Here is a 15,101-nt window from a genome sequence, read left to right on the forward strand (position 1 = left end):
CGGGCGAGTGACCGTGACCGACGATAGGTAAGTTGTGCGAAACAAAATTGCAGTTCCGCTGATTGTGCTTGGTGTGCTGATGATGCTGGTGGGCATCGGTCAGCGCACGCTGTGGGCACCGCCGGACACCGTCACCGTCCAGGCCCCCGCAATCGAGGCGGAGGCGCCTCTGGCTGTGCTGGACGCCGGTCTTTTCGCCGACCGTTCCGGTGCGGAGATCACGGTACGGGGCGAGGACGGCATCTTCCTTGCGGTTGGACGCAGTGCCGACGTCGATGCCTGGGCCGACGGCGCGGCTGCAACGCGGATTACGGGTGCCTCAACGGAGGCCCTGGCAGCCGAAACCGGTGACGGCGAGGCCACGGTCCCCAACCCCGCCGGCTCTGATCTGTGGGTCAGCGAGGAAGCCGCAGAAGGCGAACTCTCCTACCTCTGGACGGCACCGGCAGAAGGGGACTGGTCGGTGCTGATCGCCTCCGACGGTGAAGCGCCTGCCCCGACGGATATCTCCGTCAGCTGGGCCAACGAGGAAGGAACGCCGTTCGCCGTTCCGCTGATCGTCGGCGGTGCCCTGGTAGCCATCCTCGGGCTGGCCCTGGCGTTCATGGCCCGTTCCGGCAGCAAGCGAACCCCGCCTGCTCCCGGCAGCCGCCGCGCCACCCGGGAATCCGATACCGCGGCCCACAAGATCGTCGCCCGGCGCGGGCAGGACGCCGGGACCGCGCGTTCCGTCTCAGCCCAGCCTGCCGCTTCAGCGATTCGGAAAGGCACCGCAGGGGTGCTTTCCGCCGCCCTGGCTTCGGGCATCGCCCTGGCCTTGGTGCCGGGCGCTGCCACGGCGGCAACGGATGCCCCGGAGGACGCCGCATACCCTGTCGTGCTGGACGAACAGCTGGCACGCATCCTGGGTTCTGTCGCGGGGACAGTCCAGAAAGCGGACGCTGCCCGGGACCCGGCCCTGCTGAAAGAACGCGTCTCCTCCACCGCACTCTCCCTCCGCGAGGCGAACTACGCAGTGGCGGCGAAGGTACCCGAGACAGCCGCGCCGACGTCGGTCGCAGCCTCGCCCCTTCTCACCGACCTGGTTTCCACCGGGACAGGCTTCCCGCGCACCGTCGTGGCCGTCACCCAGGGCGGAGACAACACCGTTCCCCAGGCACTGGTGCTGGTCCAGCCCTCCGCGCGTGAGAACTACAAGCTCGTTTCCGCGATCCAGATGCTGCCGGGTACTACGTTCCCCCAGGCGCCGTCGGACGGAACCGGCGTCAGCGCGGCTGAGCCGGGCTCCGCGGACGGACTGGCGATGTCGCCGCAGGCAGCGGTCGATGCCCTGGCCGACGCCCTCACCAACCCTGAGGGCGGGAACAGCGCCACGTTTGCGCCGAACAGCTTCGCTGAGGCCGTGACGACGTTCCAGGCTGAGGTGACAGCCAACCCGGACAATGAGTTCGCCTCCATCACCTTTAGCCACACTCCCGTCCCTGAAGACACGCGTTCCCTGCGCACCGGGGACGGCGGCGCCATCGTCTTTGGCTACATGTCCCACAGCTATTCGAGCGTTCCCCGCGAGGAGGGTGATTCGATCAATCTGGAGGGCACCATCTACGAGACCCTGACCGGAGAGAAGAACACCGAGGCGGGAATCGATGTCAAGTACGGCGAGGCTGTCATGCTCTACGTGCCCCCGGCCGGGACCTCGGACAAGGTCGAGGTCATCGGCGCCGCCCAGGAGCTGCTCTCGGCAACCCTGAAGTAACCCCCGCCGTCGATCCGGTGCGGCGGCATGCGCCGCCCGGACCGGGTGGCAGGACAGGACCGCGGCTGCAGCAGCTGCGGTCCTGCGCTGTCTGCGGACGTACTTGCTCCGGGGCCCGGTCCCCGTACTAGGGTTGAGACCATGAGCACACCGAACCATCGTCCGGCACCGGCACCGGCACCGTCCATGAACCTCAGGGGAGCGGTGGACCTCTCCGCACTCAAGGCCAAGGCGAGTGCGCCGCCGCCCGCTGCGCAGCAGGGTGCTCCGGCCGGCCAGAACACCTCCTACGTCGTGGAAGTCACCGAACAGACCTTCCCCCAGGTGGTGCAGCTTTCGGCTACGGTTCCGGTAATCATCAACCTGTACTCTTCCCGCAGCCCGGAGTCGGCTGAGGTTACCGCTGCGCTGGAACAGGAAGCGGCAGTCCGCGGCGGACGCATTCTGCTGGCGAATGTCGATGCGGATGCGCACCCGCAGATCGCCCAGGCTTTCCAGGCTGTCTCCGTGCCAACGGTCGCCGCGGTAGTAAAGGGCCAGCCCGTTCCGCTCTTTGACCGCGCCGTTCCAGCCGAGCAGATCCAGGCCCTGATCACCGAGCTGATGCAGGTGGCGGAAGCCAACGGCGTCACCGGTTCACTGGGTGAGCCCGGCGGTGCACCCGGTGAAGAGGACGAGGCTCCGCTGCCCCCGCTGCACCAGGAGGCCTACGACGCCATTGTGGCAGGGGATTACGACGGCGCCGCTGCCGCCTACCGCAAGGCCCTGGCAGAGCAGCCCGCCGACGCTGACGCAAAAGCGGGCCTGGCGCAGGTGGAGCTGATGCAGCGGCTCAAGGACGCCGATGCCGAAGCGCTCCGCTCCGCTGCCGCCCAGGAACCGGACAACGTGGATGCCCAGCTTGCCGTGGCGGACCTCGACCTTTCCGGCGGACATGTGGAGGACGCATTCAACCGCCTGATTCGGCTGATCAGCCGCACCTTCGGGGAGGACCGGGAACGCGTCCGGCTGCGCCTGCTGGATCTTTTCGAGATTACGGGTCCAACCGATCCGCGTGTTAACAAGGCACGCTCCGCACTGGCCCGCGCCTTGTTCTAGGAATATCCGCGGGCAGGGCGCCTGTCATTGCCATGGGGCCCTGCCGCAGGCCCGGGGTCCGGGCCTAAGCTGAAAAGAGCCGGAGGGACAGGGACAGGCGGAGCGCTCCGCGGCTCCCGGATACTTGCCGGCATAAGGCACCGGACAGGCGAAGCGCCATGGCAGTTCGCCGTGACAGGGAGCAGGAATATGTGCACAGGCATCAGATTCTCTGACAACAGCGGCAACCTCTACCTCGCGCGCAATCTGGACTGGACGTTCGGTTACGGCGAGCGGGTTGTGCTGACGCCGACGGGGTACTCCACACGTTCCCCCTTTGGAGCGGTGCCGGAGATCCGGCACGCGGTCATTGGAATGGGCATCGTGGAGGAAGACACGCCGCTGTATTTCGACTGCGGAAACGACGCAGGCCTGGCCGTAGCCGGGCTCAACTTTCCGGGATACGCGGACTACGCCACGGAAGCGGTTGAGGGGGCGGTGAACGTTGCCGCGTTCGAATTCCCCCTCTGGGTGGCATCCCAGTTCGCCAGCGTTGACGAGGTCGAGGCCGCGCTCGGCTCTGTCGTCATTGTGGACCGGCCGATCAACGAAAAGTACCCGAGCTCCCTGCTGCACTGGATCATCGGTGACGCCAAACGCGCCATAGTGGTGGAGTACACGAGCGACGGCATGCACGTCTTCGATGACGACGTCGACGTCCTGGCGAACCAGCCCGGCTTTTCCTGGCACCACGAGAACCTGCGCAACTACCTCAATGCATCCCCCGACTATCCCGGGAAGGTTGTGCTTGCAGGGGCTGACCTGGTCCCATTCGGTTCAGGATCCCTGATGCGCGGCATCCCCGGCGACTACTACTCGCCGTCCCGGTTCGTGAGGGCCGCCTACGTGAACGCCCACTATCCACAGAAGTCGACCGAGGAAGAGAACGTCAGCCGTGCGTTCCATACCCTGCAGCAGGTCGCGATGGTGGAGGGCAGCGCAGCGATGGATTCGGGGCAGTTCGAGAAGACGGTCTACACGGGGCTCTTCTCCGCCAGGACAAAGAGCTACTACTGGAATACCTACGAAGACCCGGCCATCCAATCCGTATCCATGGCAGACCATGCGGCAGACGGAACGGAACTCCTGGTGCTCTAGCTTCAGCGGAGGCGGTGCGGCCGCGCACCGCCTCCTAGTCCGTGCGGCGGGGCCGTGCGGCGTCTTTGTTACTGGATTTGGTCCGCAGGATGGAGTGCAGCCGGGGTTCTGGTTGCTAGGTTTTCTGTATGAGCCAAACACCAGATCCCTCCGTACTTCCCGGCGGGAACCAGCAGTCCGCAGCTGCCGTGCCAGCACCCGCCGAAGCGCAGCCCGTGCCCGCGCTTGCCATCCGCGGACTGGCCAAGCGGTTTGGGCAGAAGATTGCCGTCAACGGCATCAACCTTGATGTCCCTGCCGGGTCGTTTTATGGACTGGTTGGGCCGAACGGCGCCGGAAAGACCACTGCCCTGTCCATGGCAACCGGGCTGATGCGTCCGGACTACGGACAGGTATGGGTTCACGGCGTGGATGTCTGGGACAAGCCGCTGGAGGCCAAGAGGCTCATGGGCGTGCTTCCCGACGGCGTCCGGCTTTTTGACCGGCTGACGGGTGAACAGCTTGTGACCTATGCGGGCCTGCTGCGCGGCATGGACCGGGACACCGTGGCGGAGCGCACGGCTGACCTCCTGCGCGCACTGGACCTTTCGGCAGATGCGGGCACCCTGGTGGTGGACTACTCCGCCGGCATGACCAAGAAGATCGCCCTGGCCTCGGCGCTGATCCACGCGCCGCGCCTGCTGGTCCTGGATGAACCTTTCGAAGCCGTTGATCCGGTCTCTGCCGCGAACATCCGTGACATCCTCGCGGACTACGTGTCCTCCGGCGGAACGGTGATTGTTTCCAGCCACGTGATGGACCTGGTGCAGCGCATGTGCGACCACGTTGCCGTCGTTGCGGCCGGCAACGTCCTGGCAGCCGGAACGGTGGATGAGGTCCGCGGCAGCCGGAGCCTGGAAGAAACCTTCGTGGACCTGGTCGGCGGACGCAGCACCTCGGAGGGCCTGTCATGGTTGCGCACCTCCTAAGGCTCAAACTCATCCTGCTGCGCAACTCACTGCGCCGCAGCCCCTGGCAGATCGTCGGGATCGTCTTCGGAGCGCTCTACGGCATCGGAATCCTGACCATGCTGATCGGGGCACTGTTCTTCCTCGGCCTGACGGATCCTGCCCTTGCCCGCACCGCCGTCATCCTCGGCGGATCCGCACTGCTGCTGGGGTGGGGCATCATTCCCGTGCTGGCCACCGGCGTGGACATGACCCTGGACCCTGCCCGCTTCGTGACTTTCGCGATTCCGATGCGCCAGATGCTCGCCGGCCTGGCACTGGGATCGCTGATCGGAGTTCCCGGGCTCGTCACGCTGCTGGCTTCGCTGGCGCAGGCGTTCTCCTGGTGGCAGCATCCGGCGGCCGTGCTGGCCGCTGTTCCCGCCGCGCTGGTCGCCGTCCTGTCCTGTGTCGTGCTGGCCCGGACCACGGTTGCCGCAACGACATCACTTGCCAGCTCACGCCGGTTCAAGGACGTGGCAGGCCTGGTTGCCATCGTTCCCCTGGTGCTTCTTGGCCCGATCTTCGGGATTTCGGCCACGGGGTTTGCTGCCTCCGGGGACTTCCTGTTTGATCTCGCAGAGGGACTGGCCTGGACCCCGCTTGGGGCCGCGTGGGCCATCCCGGGCGATATCGTCCTGGGGAATACGGGCACGGCGGCAGTCCGGTTTGTCATCGCCGTCGCCTTCCTGGTTTTTATTACCTGGGCCTGGAAAGCCCTGCTGGCCCGCGCACTGGTCACCCCGGCGCACAATGCGGCCGCGCGCCGGGGCGCCGGCAAGCTCGGGTTCTTTGCCCGTATGCCGGCCACTCCTGCCGGAGCCGTCGCCGCACGGGCCCTCACCTACTGGGTGCGCGACCCGCGGTACTCGGCATCGCTGATCCTTATTCCGGCGCTCGTCGCGATTATGGTCTTCGTCGGCTTCCAGGGCGGCGAGGGCATACCGCCGGTCGTCCTGGGGCTCGGCCCGCTGGTGGCGTTCCTTCTCGCTTTCGGGATCTCCGCCGACATCTCCTACGACAACACTGCCTTCGCCCTGCATATCTCCACCGGCGTTTCCGGCACGGCTGACCGCGCCGGCCGCGCCGTCGCCTGTGCGGTATTCGCCCTGCCTGCAACCCTGGCCGCAGCCGTGCTTCCGCCCGTGCTCTTGGGCCGGCCGGAGGATATTCCGGCGCTTTTGGGACTGTCTGTCGGGCTCCTGCTCAGCGGACTGGGGCTCTCCAGCGTCTTTTCGGCCCGCTACACCTACAACGTGCCGCTGCCGGGGGAGAACGCGTTCAAGACTCCTCCGGGGTCTACCGGGCGCACCATGCTGGTGCAGTTCATCTGGATGGCAGTGCAGTTCGTCATCGCTCTGCCGTTGCTCGCGCCCGCCGTCGCCTACCTCTTTGGAGCGGGTCCGCTCTGGGGCTGGGTGGCCCTGGTGGTGGGAGTGCTGTACGGTGCAGCTGCGATGATCATGGGCATCCGGATCGGCGGCCGATGGCTGGACCGCCGTGCTCCGGAAGTCCTGCTGGCCGTGTCCGTCAACAAGTAGCGGCGGGGCCGCGGTACTAAGATGGGAACCATGACTCTGCCTCCTGATCCCTTCGAATCCGACCCCATGCGCCGGGCCGACAGCGGTTCCTCCACCGCAGTCATCGAGCGCGAAGAACAGCGCGAACTCGTTGAGCCGGGTGACGCCGAACGCTTCTCGCACTATGTGCGCAAGGAAAAGATCATGGAATCGGCCCTGTCCGGCGAACCGGTCATTGCCCTCTGCGGCAAGGTCTGGACCCCGGGCAGGGATCCGAAGAAGTTCCCGGTCTGCCCCACGTGCAAGGAAATCTACGAAGGCCTGCGCCCGGGCAAGGACGGCGGCGGTAAGAAGTAGCGCCCGCGCCCTCCCTGTTGCCCTTCCCAGCCGTCGCGTCCTGGCACGGCAGTAAGTCCTGATGCCCTTATGAGTGACCCACTGCCCGCGGAGCGCCGCGAGGGCGCCATGTCCGCTGCTTTCCGGCCGCTGACCCTCGGCGTCATCGCCATTGTCACCTGCGTGGCGTTCGAAGCCATGGCGGTAACGACGGCGATGCCCGTGATCGGGGACGATCTCGGCGCCGGGGCGGGCTACGGCCTTGCCTTCTCCATGTTCCTGACCGCGTCCCTGCTCGGCTCGGTGCTGGCCGGTTCCCGCTGCGACGTCGAAGGCCCGCGCCGGTCGCTGATCACGGGCATGGCGCTGCTGGTCGCGGGTCTGGTGCTCTCCGCGGCGGCAGGAGAGTTCTGGCTGGTAACGGCCGGACGGGCAGTTTCCGGTCTGGGCAGCGGCGCAATGGTGGTGGCGCTGTATGTCATCATCGGGCAGGTTTACCCGTCCAGGCTGCAGCCGGTCATCTTCGGATGGGTGGCGACCGCCTGGATCCTGCCGTCCATGGTGGGGCCGCTGGCAGCGGGACTGCTGGCACAGTACGCCAGCTGGCGCTGGGTTTTCGCGGTCGTGATTCCCATTGTCCTGATCGCGGCCGCGCTCGTCTGGCCGCGGGTGCGCCCTCTTGGCCCGCCGGACAGCCCGGAACTTGACCGTGCCCTGGGCCGCAGGCGCGCGGTCTGGGGAGTGTTCCTGGCCGGAGGTGTCTTCGCGGCGCAGTGGGCCGGGAACGAGGCCGCTGCTGCGGGGTCCGTGCTGCTCGGAATCCTGACGGCCGCGGGTGTGCTGGCGGCAGTTGCAGCGCTTTCCGTGCTGCTTCCGCAGGGGACTCTGTGGCTGCGCAGGGGCCTGCCATCGGTGGTGGCGACACGCGGATTGATCAACGCCGCATTCGTCGCGGCGGAAGCCTTTATGCCGGTGATGCTCCTGGCCGTTTACGGCGTGAGCCCGGCCACTGCCGGAATCGCACTGACCGCAGGCGCGGTAGGCTGGGCCATTGGATCCTTCCTGCAGGCCCGGGTACCCGGAGACCGGCGCCACCTGCTCCTGGCGGGCGGATCAGGCCTGCTGACGCTGTCCATTGGCGGCACCGGGCTGATGGCCGGGGCACAGTCGCCCTTCTGGCTCCTGGTGGCCGTCTGGTCGCTGGCGGGCGTGGCCATGGGTGCGGCGCTGTCCAGCACTTCGGTGCTGGTCCTTGATGCCTCCTCGGCAGCTGACCGGGGGCAGAACTCGGCGTCGCTTCAGCTCGCCGACCAGGTGGGTGCCGTCGCAGGCACCACGGTTGGAGGGGTGCTGCTCGCCGTCCTGGTGCAGCGCGGACCTGTGGGCCCGGAAACAGGTTATGCCCTGATGTGGCTGGTCCTCGCAGTCTTTGCGGTGATTGGAACAGCTGCGGGCATACGCAGTGCAATTGTTAGACCAAGTACCGGAAAGGTGCCTTCCCAAGCGTGAGTCCCGATACCCTTTTCGGCGGCAGTGGACCGGCGCTGCCCCCTGCCTATCCCGAACGGGCAGCATGGGGGACAGCCCCGAAGCTGCGCCAGTGGCAGGCCGAAGCCCTGGAAAAATACTTCGCCAAGAATGACAACGACTTCCTGGCCGTGGCGACCCCCGGCGCAGGCAAGACCACCTTCGCCCTGCGTGTAGCCACCGAACTGGTGGAACGCGGCATCGTGAACCGGATTACCGTCGTCGCGCCCACCGACCACCTCAAGCGCCAGTGGGCAGATGCTGCCGCGCGCGTTGGACTGGCACTGGACCCCAACTTCAAGAACGCGGACGGGCGGCACGGCCACGGCTTCATAGGCGTGGCCGTGACCTACGCGCAGGTGGCCAGCAAGCCCATGCTGCACCGCGCCAAGACCGAAGCCGCACGGACGCTGGTCATCCTGGATGAGATCCACCACGGCGGCGACGCGCTGTCCTGGGGCGACGGCATCCGTGAAGCGTTTGAACCAGCTGCCCGGCGGCTGTCGCTGACCGGTACGCCGTTCCGCTCCGACACCGCTCCCATTCCGTTCGTCGACTACATCGAGGACGGCGCCGGAATCCGCCGCTCCAAGGCCGACTACACGTACGGCTACGGCCAGGCGCTGAAGGACCATGTGGTCCGTCCGGTGATGTTCATGGCGTACTCCGGCCAGATGCGGTGGCGCACCAGCGCCGGTGAGGAAATGGCTGCGTCGCTTGGCGAAGCGGCGGTGACCAAGGACATCACCGCGCACGCCTGGCGCACGGCACTGAACCCGGCCGGTGAATGGATTCCAGCCGTCCTCGCTGCTGCTGACCGCCGGCTCAGCGAGGTGCGGCGTGCCGTGCCCGACGCCGGCGGCCTGGTCATTGCCACGGACCATGAAGACGCCCGCGCGTACGCCGGGCAGCTGAAGAAGATCACCGGTGAATCACCCACGGTGATCCTCTCCGACGATGCGAAGGCCTCCGAGAAGATCGAGGAGTTCTCTGCGGGTACGCAGCGCTGGATGGTGGCGGTGCGCATGGTGTCCGAAGGCGTGGACGTTCCGCGCCTCGCCGTCGGTGTGTATGCGACCTCGACGTCGACGCCGCTGTTCTTTGCCCAGGCCGTGGGCCGCTTTGTGCGTGCCCGCAAGCGGGGAGAAACGGCGTCGGTGTTCCTGCCGTCGGTACCCACGCTGATGATCCTGGCGAACGAGATGGAAGTGGAGCGCGACCACGCGCTGGACCGTCCGGAGAACCATTCCGAGGAGGAAGGCTTCGGCCTGGACGACTCGCTGATGGAAGCGGCGAACCGGGAAGAGAAGGCCTCCGGCGAGCTGCAGAAGCAGAAGTTCGAGGCGCTGGAATCACAGGCATCCTTTGACCGTGTGCTGTTCGACGGCGGCGAGTTCGGTACCGGCGGCGAACTGGGCAGCGAGGATGAGCAGGACTTCCTGGGCATCCCGGGACTGCTGGACGCGGAGCAGGTCACCATGCTGCTGCGCCAGCGGCAGCAGGAGCAGCTTTCCCGCCGGGGCAGGCGCAAGCCGGAGGAAAAGGTACCGGAGGCGCTGCCATCGGTCGCTGACCACCGCCAGCTCACGGAACTGCGGGCCCAGCTGGCCAAGAACGTCTCGGCTTGGTCCGCCCGCTCCGGCATGCCTCACGGCATGGTGCACAGCGAACTCCGCCGGATCTGCGGCGGCCCCGCCGTGGCCCAGGCGAACGAGGAACAGCTGCAAAAGCGGCTGGAAAAGTTGCAGGACTGGTTTATCGGCCGCAAGTAGCCCCCCTGATTCCTCCCTCTCTTCCAAACGAGAGGCCAGTTACGGCTCTTCAGAACGCTGAAAAGAGCCGTAACTGGCCTCTCGAGGGGAGAAAGCGGGAGAGGGGCTAGAGATCCAGGAGTTCGACGCCGGCATCCTCGAGGTCATCGAGGGCGGCAATCACATCAACCCGGTCCAGGCCGCGGCATAGCTCGGGGATCACATACGTGTCGTAGCCTGCGGCAACAGCGTCCAGCGCGGTGGACTTAACGCAGTAGTCGGTGGCCAGTCCCACAATCACCACTTCGTCCACGCCCCTGTCCCGCAGCCAGTCGTCCAGGGACACGGTGTCGGCGTCGGGTGCGGGCTCGGCGTCAGGCTCCCCGAGGGGAACTTCGACGTCGGGGGCCAGTACACCCTCAAAGCCGGAGTAGGCAGCTTCGTACTGCCCCTTCCGGAAATAGGCGTCGATGAACTCCGTATCAAGGTCCGGGTTCAGTGCTGCGCCGTGCGTTCCGGCCACGCAGTGCACCGGCCAGGAATCACGGAAGTTCGGGTTGTCCGAGAAGTGGCTGCCCGGCTCGATGTGCCAGTCCTGGGTCGCCACGACGGCTGAGTACCGGTCCCGTGAGCTCTCGATGTAGTCGCTGATCTCCACCGCGGCGTCGTTCCCTCCGGGAACGGCCAGGGTACCGCCTTCGCAGAAGTCGTTCTGGACATCAACCACAATCAGTGCACGGGTCATCGGATTTCCTCCTCGAATTCGGTCGGGATCACGGGTTCGCCGCGCTGCAGGCGGTAAGCCGCCGCGGGCAGTTCAAGCAGTGAAGCGTCATGGCGGGCACGGGCCCGCGCCACAGCGTCCGCTCCGGTCCAGCCGTCCTTTAGGGCGCCGTCGGACACAAAGGTTTCCAGCAGCTCGCGGTCGTTGCCGTCGTTTTCCGGGCGGCTGCCCACGCCCACCACCTCGGCAATGGCACGCCCGCGTTCATTCAGCCGGCGGAGGGCGTATTTATGCCCTCCGAGCGAAGCCTTGTTCTTGGCTGCCTTGGCCACGGAAACGAAGTTCCCGTCCGTTCCTTCGCGGCTGACGAGCTTGTAGACCAGGCCGGCGGTCGGAGCGCCGGAACCGGTAACCAGCGAGGTGCCCACGCCGTAGGCATCAACGGGAGCCGAACCCAGTGCCGCAATCGCGTACTCGTCCAGGTCCGAGGTCACCATGATGCGGGTGGACGTGTTGCCCAGTTCGTCCAGCAGCTCGCGCACCCACTGGGCCTGGGCCACCAGGTCACCGGAGTCCAGCCGGACCCCGCCAAGTTTGTGTCCGGCGACGGCGACGGCGTTGCGCACGCCCTGCTCGACGTCGTACGTATCCACGAGCAGGGAAGTGTTCAGCCCCAGCGAAGCGGTCTGCGCCTCGAAGGCCTGGACCTCGGAATCATGCAGCAGGGTGAAGGAATGGGCGGCCGTGCCAACGGTCTTGATGCCGTAGCGCAGCCCGGCCTCGAGGTTGGAGGTGCTGTCGAATCCGGAAATGACGGCGGCCCGGGCCGCCGCGACGGCGGCTTCCTCGTGCGTGCGCCGTGAGCCCATCTCAATGCAGGGCCGTCCGCCGGCGGCGCTGGTCATCCGGGATGCAGCGGAGGCGATGGCGCTGTCATGGTTCAGGGTGGAGAGGATGAGGGTTTCCAGGATGCAGGCTTCACCGAAGCTCGCCTCGACCTGGAGGATCGGGGAACCGGGAAAGTAGACGTCGCCCTCGGCATAGCCGGTGATGGTGCCGGAGAAGCGGAAATCAGCCAGCCAGGCGATGGTGCGCTCATCGACCACGCCCGTGGAGGCCAGGAAATTCAGCTGGGGTTCCTCGAAGCGGAAGTCCTGCAGGGCTTCGAGCAGCCGTCCGGTCCCCGCGACGATCCCGTAGCGCCGGCCATCCGGGAGCTTGCGGGCAAAGGCCTCGAAGACCGACCGCCGTTCGGCGGTGCCTGCGTGCAGCGCGGCCTGCAGCATCGTGAGTTCGTAGTGGTCGGTGTACAGGGCGGCGTTGGGACGCTGCCACGCAGTGGGACTGTTCACACCAAAACTCTAACCCGTGGGGTCGGCCAAGCGCCGCACCCTGTGCGCGGAGCAGCCGGGCACGGCAGCCAAACTACAATTGGCTCCATGAGCGTTGCCACCCTCCCGGGAACCGGGACCCAAACGGATGCCTGGACGGCAGAACAAACCATCGAGGACGTTCCGTGGGTGGTTATTGTCTGGAACGATCCGGTGAACCTCATGAGCTACGTGAGCTACGTCTTCCAGAGCTACTTCGGGTACTCCGAGGAAAAAGCGAACCAGCTGATGCTCCAGGTGCACAACGACGGGAAATCGGTGGTGGCCACCGGTTCGCGCGAAGAAGCTGAGCGACACACCCTTGCCATGCACTCCTACGGACTCTGGGCCACGTTCCAGAAGGCCGACCAGCCCTAGGGCCGGCGAACTAGCGGAAAGGTCATTTCTTGGCTACCGGATTCAAGCTCACCCGCAAGGGGATTACTGCCCACCTGGAACCGGGGGAGCGGACCCTGCTGCAGGGCCTGTTTTCCGACGTCATCACCATGCTGACCCCGGACACACCGGCCCACACCGATCCGCTGGCGGCCATGGTTGGCATGGACACCAGTGCCGAGGTGCCCCAGGACCCGGCCCTGCTGCGGCTGCTGCCCGACGCGGTCCACGGCAATGACGACGACGCCCTGGAGTTCCGGCGGCTGACCGAACGGTCGCTGCGGGAAGGGAAAATCGGTTCCCTGCAGGCGGCGTCCCTGGCCCTGGAATCTAACCAGATGCACCTGGATCCAGAACAGGCACGGCACTTTGCGCAGGCACTGAATGACGTGCGGCTGGTGCTGGGAAGCCGGCTGGACCTGCGCACCGACGAGGATGCGGAGGCGCTGCACTCCATCACGGAACCCGGGGACGCCGAGGACGTGGAGCAGTACCTGGCCCTTGTCTACAACTTTGTGACCTGGCTGCAGGAAACGCTGATGAAGGCACTCCTGGACACCCTGCCCGCCAGATGAGTGTGACCAAGGCCACTGCATTTCGGGTGCCCCGGTGAGAAACCGGGGACTATTGTCGAAACATCATGAGCTCTGACCATCCGGTTACTTCGCCGCTGAAGGACGCCCTGCCGAAGACCACCGACGCGCCGATAGGCATTTTCGATTCGGGTGTTGGTGGTCTCACCGTTGCCCGGGCTGTGATCGACCAGCTGCCCAATGAGTCCATTCTTTACGTGGGGGACACCGCCCACGGGCCCTACGGCCCCCTGCCGATCGCCGATGTCCGCGCCTACGCGCTGGGCGTGATGGACGAACTGGTGGATGCCGGCGTGAAGCTGCTGGTGATCGCCTGCAACTCCGCCTCGGCAGCCGTCCTGCGCGACGCCCGCGAACGCTACACCGGCCGCTATGGCATTCCGGTGATCGAAGTCATCCAGCCGGCAGTGCGCCGCGCGGTGGCGGCCACCCGCTCCGGCAGGGTCGGAGTCATTGGCACGGCAGCGACAGTGGGCTCGCGTGCCTACGACGACACCTTCGCCGCGGCACCGCATCTGGAGGTTTCGTCGGTGGCCTGCCCGGCCTTCGTGGAGTTCGTCGAGGCCGGCGTCACCAGCGGCGAGGAACTCCTCCGGGCGGCCGAGGGATATCTGGATCCGCTCAGGGACCGGGACGTGGACACCCTGGTGCTGGGCTGCACGCACTATCCGCTGCTCACCGGCGTCATCTCCTATGTGATGGGCGACGGCGTCACACTGGTTTCCAGTGCGGAGGAAACGGCCAAGGACGTGTACCGGGCGCTGCTGACCCACGGCCTGCAGCGCGAATCGCCGGAGCCGCCCAGCCACCGTTTCGTCGCCACCGGCGATGCTGAATCTTTCGAGCTCCTGGCCCGCCGGTTCCTTGGCCCGGAGGTACTCCGGGTAGAGCACGCCGACTCCGTTGCCGCACGTTATCCCACCGGGGTGCTGGCACGGATTACTCCGGAGATGATCGCCGAGGCCCGTGCTGTGGCCGAACAGCGCAGGACTGCCGGCGCCCTCCGGGACGGCGTGCTGTGAAACTGACGATCGTTGGATGTTCCGGCTCTTTCCCCGGCCCTGCCTCGCCGGCGTCGTGCTACCTGGTGACGGCCAGCGACGGAACCCGCGACTGGCGCATCCTGCTGGACATGGGCAACGGCTCCCTGGGAACCCTGCAGCGCTACATGGACATCCGGGACATCGACGCGGTCCTTATTACCCACCTGCATCCGGACCACTTCATGGACCTGTGCGGCCTGCACGTAGCCGTGCACTGGGACCCCAACGGCTGGAACCGGGACCGGGTCAAGGTTTACGGACCCTCAGCCACGGCTGACCGGATAGCTGTGGCCTACGGGCTCGATCCGGAGCCGGGGATGCATGAGGATTTCGAGTTCCTGTCCTGGCAGGCCGGGGAACCGGTGGAAATCGGCCCGTTCAAGGTGACCCCGTTTCCTGTCGCCCACCCGGCCGAGGAAGCCTATGCACTTCGGGTGGAAGCTTCCGGGACGGCAGAGGACGGCTCGGAGACCCTGCGGACCCTGGCGTATTCGGGGGATACGGATTCCTGTCCCGGCCTGGAGGAAGCGGCAAGGAACACGGACGTGTTCCTGTGCGAGGCAGCCTTCCACGAGGGTCGTGACGACGCGATCAGCGGAGTCCACCTCACCGGGAAACGGGCCGGAGCGGCGGCCACCGCTGCGGGTGCGCGCCGGTTGCTGCTGACCCATCTTCCGGTCTGGAACGATGCGAACACGGCGGTGCTGGAAGCCCGGGAAACCTACGACGGCGACCTCGCCGTTGCAGTAGCGGGTGTCTCCTACGACGTCGGCACACCCTTTGTGCCCCCGCTGGCCGTGGAGCGGCTGACCCCGCCGCTGGGGCACCCCTCGGAAGGGCGCCCGCTAAGCGGCCGATAGACTG

General features: G+C 66.5%; 14 protein-coding genes. 12 read left to right on the forward strand and 2 right to left on the reverse strand.

The window, feature by feature from the left end; all coding sequences use genetic code 11:
* Positions 1-34 precede the first annotated feature (34 nt).
* From LOC59_RS04795 to LOC59_RS04830, 8 genes are all read left to right on the forward strand, one after another.
* Entirely contained in the window at positions 35-1,756 is a 1,722-nt protein-coding gene (locus LOC59_RS04795) for a hypothetical protein (protein ID WP_229970771.1), read from the forward strand.
* A gap of 141 nt (positions 1,757-1,897) precedes the next feature.
* A complete protein-coding gene (locus tag LOC59_RS04800; RefSeq protein WP_229970773.1) occupies positions 1,898-2,854 on the forward strand; it encodes a tetratricopeptide repeat protein in 957 nt (318 codons plus the stop codon).
* A 189-nt stretch (positions 2,855-3,043) separates the two neighbouring features.
* Entirely contained in the window at positions 3,044-3,991 is a 948-nt protein-coding gene (gene bsh / locus LOC59_RS04805; RefSeq protein ID WP_227915352.1) for a choloylglycine hydrolase, read from the forward strand.
* Between the two features lie 128 nt (positions 3,992-4,119).
* Positions 4,120-4,959, forward strand: a complete 840-nt coding sequence (locus LOC59_RS04810) for an ABC transporter ATP-binding protein (protein WP_227894657.1) — start codon at positions 4,120-4,122, stop codon at positions 4,957-4,959.
* Positions 4,941-6,518, forward strand: a complete 1,578-nt coding sequence (locus tag LOC59_RS04815; RefSeq protein ID WP_229970775.1) for a transporter — start codon at positions 4,941-4,943, stop codon at positions 6,516-6,518. The genes LOC59_RS04810 and LOC59_RS04815 overlap by 19 nt, the downstream gene beginning before the upstream one ends.
* Before the next feature lie 21 nt (positions 6,519-6,539).
* The gene (locus LOC59_RS04820) at positions 6,540-6,854 is read left to right on the forward strand and encodes a DUF3039 domain-containing protein (protein ID WP_229970777.1); all 315 of its coding nucleotides are present in this window, start codon (positions 6,540-6,542) and stop codon (positions 6,852-6,854) included.
* A gap of 69 nt (positions 6,855-6,923) precedes the next feature.
* Positions 6,924-8,342: an MFS transporter gene (locus LOC59_RS04825; RefSeq protein WP_227915350.1), complete on the forward strand. Its 1,419-nt coding sequence runs from the start codon at positions 6,924-6,926 to the stop codon at positions 8,340-8,342.
* Positions 8,339-10,132, forward strand: a complete 1,794-nt coding sequence (locus LOC59_RS04830; protein ID WP_227915349.1) for a DEAD/DEAH box helicase — start codon at positions 8,339-8,341, stop codon at positions 10,130-10,132. Before LOC59_RS04825 ends, LOC59_RS04830 begins: the two co-directional genes overlap by 4 nt.
* 106 nt (positions 10,133-10,238) lie before the next feature.
* On the opposite strand, the gene LOC59_RS04835 is transcribed toward LOC59_RS04830, so the two are convergent.
* Both LOC59_RS04835 and LOC59_RS04840 read right to left on the reverse strand, forming a co-directional pair.
* Complete coding sequence (locus tag LOC59_RS04835) at positions 10,239-10,856, reverse strand: nicotinamidase (protein ID WP_227894662.1); 618 nt, start codon at positions 10,854-10,856, stop codon at positions 10,239-10,241.
* Positions 10,853-12,187 carry a nicotinate phosphoribosyltransferase gene (locus LOC59_RS04840; protein ID WP_331460397.1) on the reverse strand — a complete coding sequence of 445 codons (1,335 nt, stop codon included), beginning with the start codon at positions 12,185-12,187 and terminating at the stop codon, positions 10,853-10,855. Before LOC59_RS04840 ends, LOC59_RS04835 begins: the two co-directional genes overlap by 4 nt.
* Positions 12,188-12,274: 87 nt before the next feature.
* Here LOC59_RS04840 and clpS point away from each other — a divergent pair, with 87 nt between their 5' ends.
* The 4 genes from clpS (at position 12,275) to LOC59_RS04860 (ending at position 15,097) form a co-directional block, all read left to right on the forward strand.
* A complete protein-coding gene (clpS, locus tag LOC59_RS04845; RefSeq protein ID WP_227915348.1) occupies positions 12,275-12,583 on the forward strand; it encodes an ATP-dependent Clp protease adapter ClpS in 309 nt (102 codons plus the stop codon).
* 29 nt (positions 12,584-12,612) lie between these two features.
* Positions 12,613-13,176, forward strand: coding sequence for a DUF2017 domain-containing protein (locus tag LOC59_RS04850; protein ID WP_229970779.1), 564 nt, complete (start codon positions 12,613-12,615; stop codon positions 13,174-13,176).
* Between the two features lie 65 nt (positions 13,177-13,241).
* Entirely contained in the window at positions 13,242-14,216 is a 975-nt protein-coding gene (gene murI, locus LOC59_RS04855) for a glutamate racemase (RefSeq protein WP_227894666.1), read from the forward strand.
* The gene (locus tag LOC59_RS04860) at positions 14,213-15,097 is read left to right on the forward strand and encodes an MBL fold metallo-hydrolase (RefSeq protein WP_227894667.1); all 885 of its coding nucleotides are present in this window, start codon (positions 14,213-14,215) and stop codon (positions 15,095-15,097) included. Before murI ends, LOC59_RS04860 begins: the two co-directional genes overlap by 4 nt.
* The last annotated feature ends 4 nt before the right edge of the window (positions 15,098-15,101 follow it).

The sequence above is a fragment of the Arthrobacter sp. zg-Y916 genome (assembly GCF_020907385.1).
GTDB classification, from domain to species: Bacteria; Actinomycetota; Actinomycetes; order Actinomycetales; family Micrococcaceae; genus Arthrobacter_B; species Arthrobacter_B caoxuetaonis.

Excerpts from the sequence above, each read along its gene's own strand:
- LOC59_RS04800 (WP_229970773.1), top strand. The coding sequence starts at position 1,898 with ATGAGCACACCGAACCATCGTCCGGCACCGGCACCGGCACCGTCCATG.
- bsh (WP_227915352.1), top strand. The coding sequence starts at position 3,044 with ATGTGCACAGGCATCAGATTCTCTGACAACAGCGGCAACCTCTACCTC.
- LOC59_RS04810 (WP_227894657.1), top strand. The coding sequence starts at position 4,120 with ATGAGCCAAACACCAGATCCCTCCGTACTTCCCGGCGGGAACCAGCAG.
- LOC59_RS04815 (WP_229970775.1), top strand. The coding sequence starts at position 4,941 with ATGGTTGCGCACCTCCTAAGGCTCAAACTCATCCTGCTGCGCAACTCA.
- LOC59_RS04820 (WP_229970777.1), top strand. The coding sequence starts at position 6,540 with ATGGGAACCATGACTCTGCCTCCTGATCCCTTCGAATCCGACCCCATG.
- LOC59_RS04825 (WP_227915350.1), top strand. The coding sequence starts at position 6,924 with ATGAGTGACCCACTGCCCGCGGAGCGCCGCGAGGGCGCCATGTCCGCT.
- LOC59_RS04835 (WP_227894662.1), bottom strand. The coding sequence starts at position 10,856 with ATGACCCGTGCACTGATTGTGGTTGATGTCCAGAACGACTTCTGCGAA.
- clpS (WP_227915348.1), top strand. The coding sequence starts at position 12,275 with ATGAGCGTTGCCACCCTCCCGGGAACCGGGACCCAAACGGATGCCTGG.
- murI (WP_227894666.1), top strand. The coding sequence starts at position 13,242 with ATGAGCTCTGACCATCCGGTTACTTCGCCGCTGAAGGACGCCCTGCCG.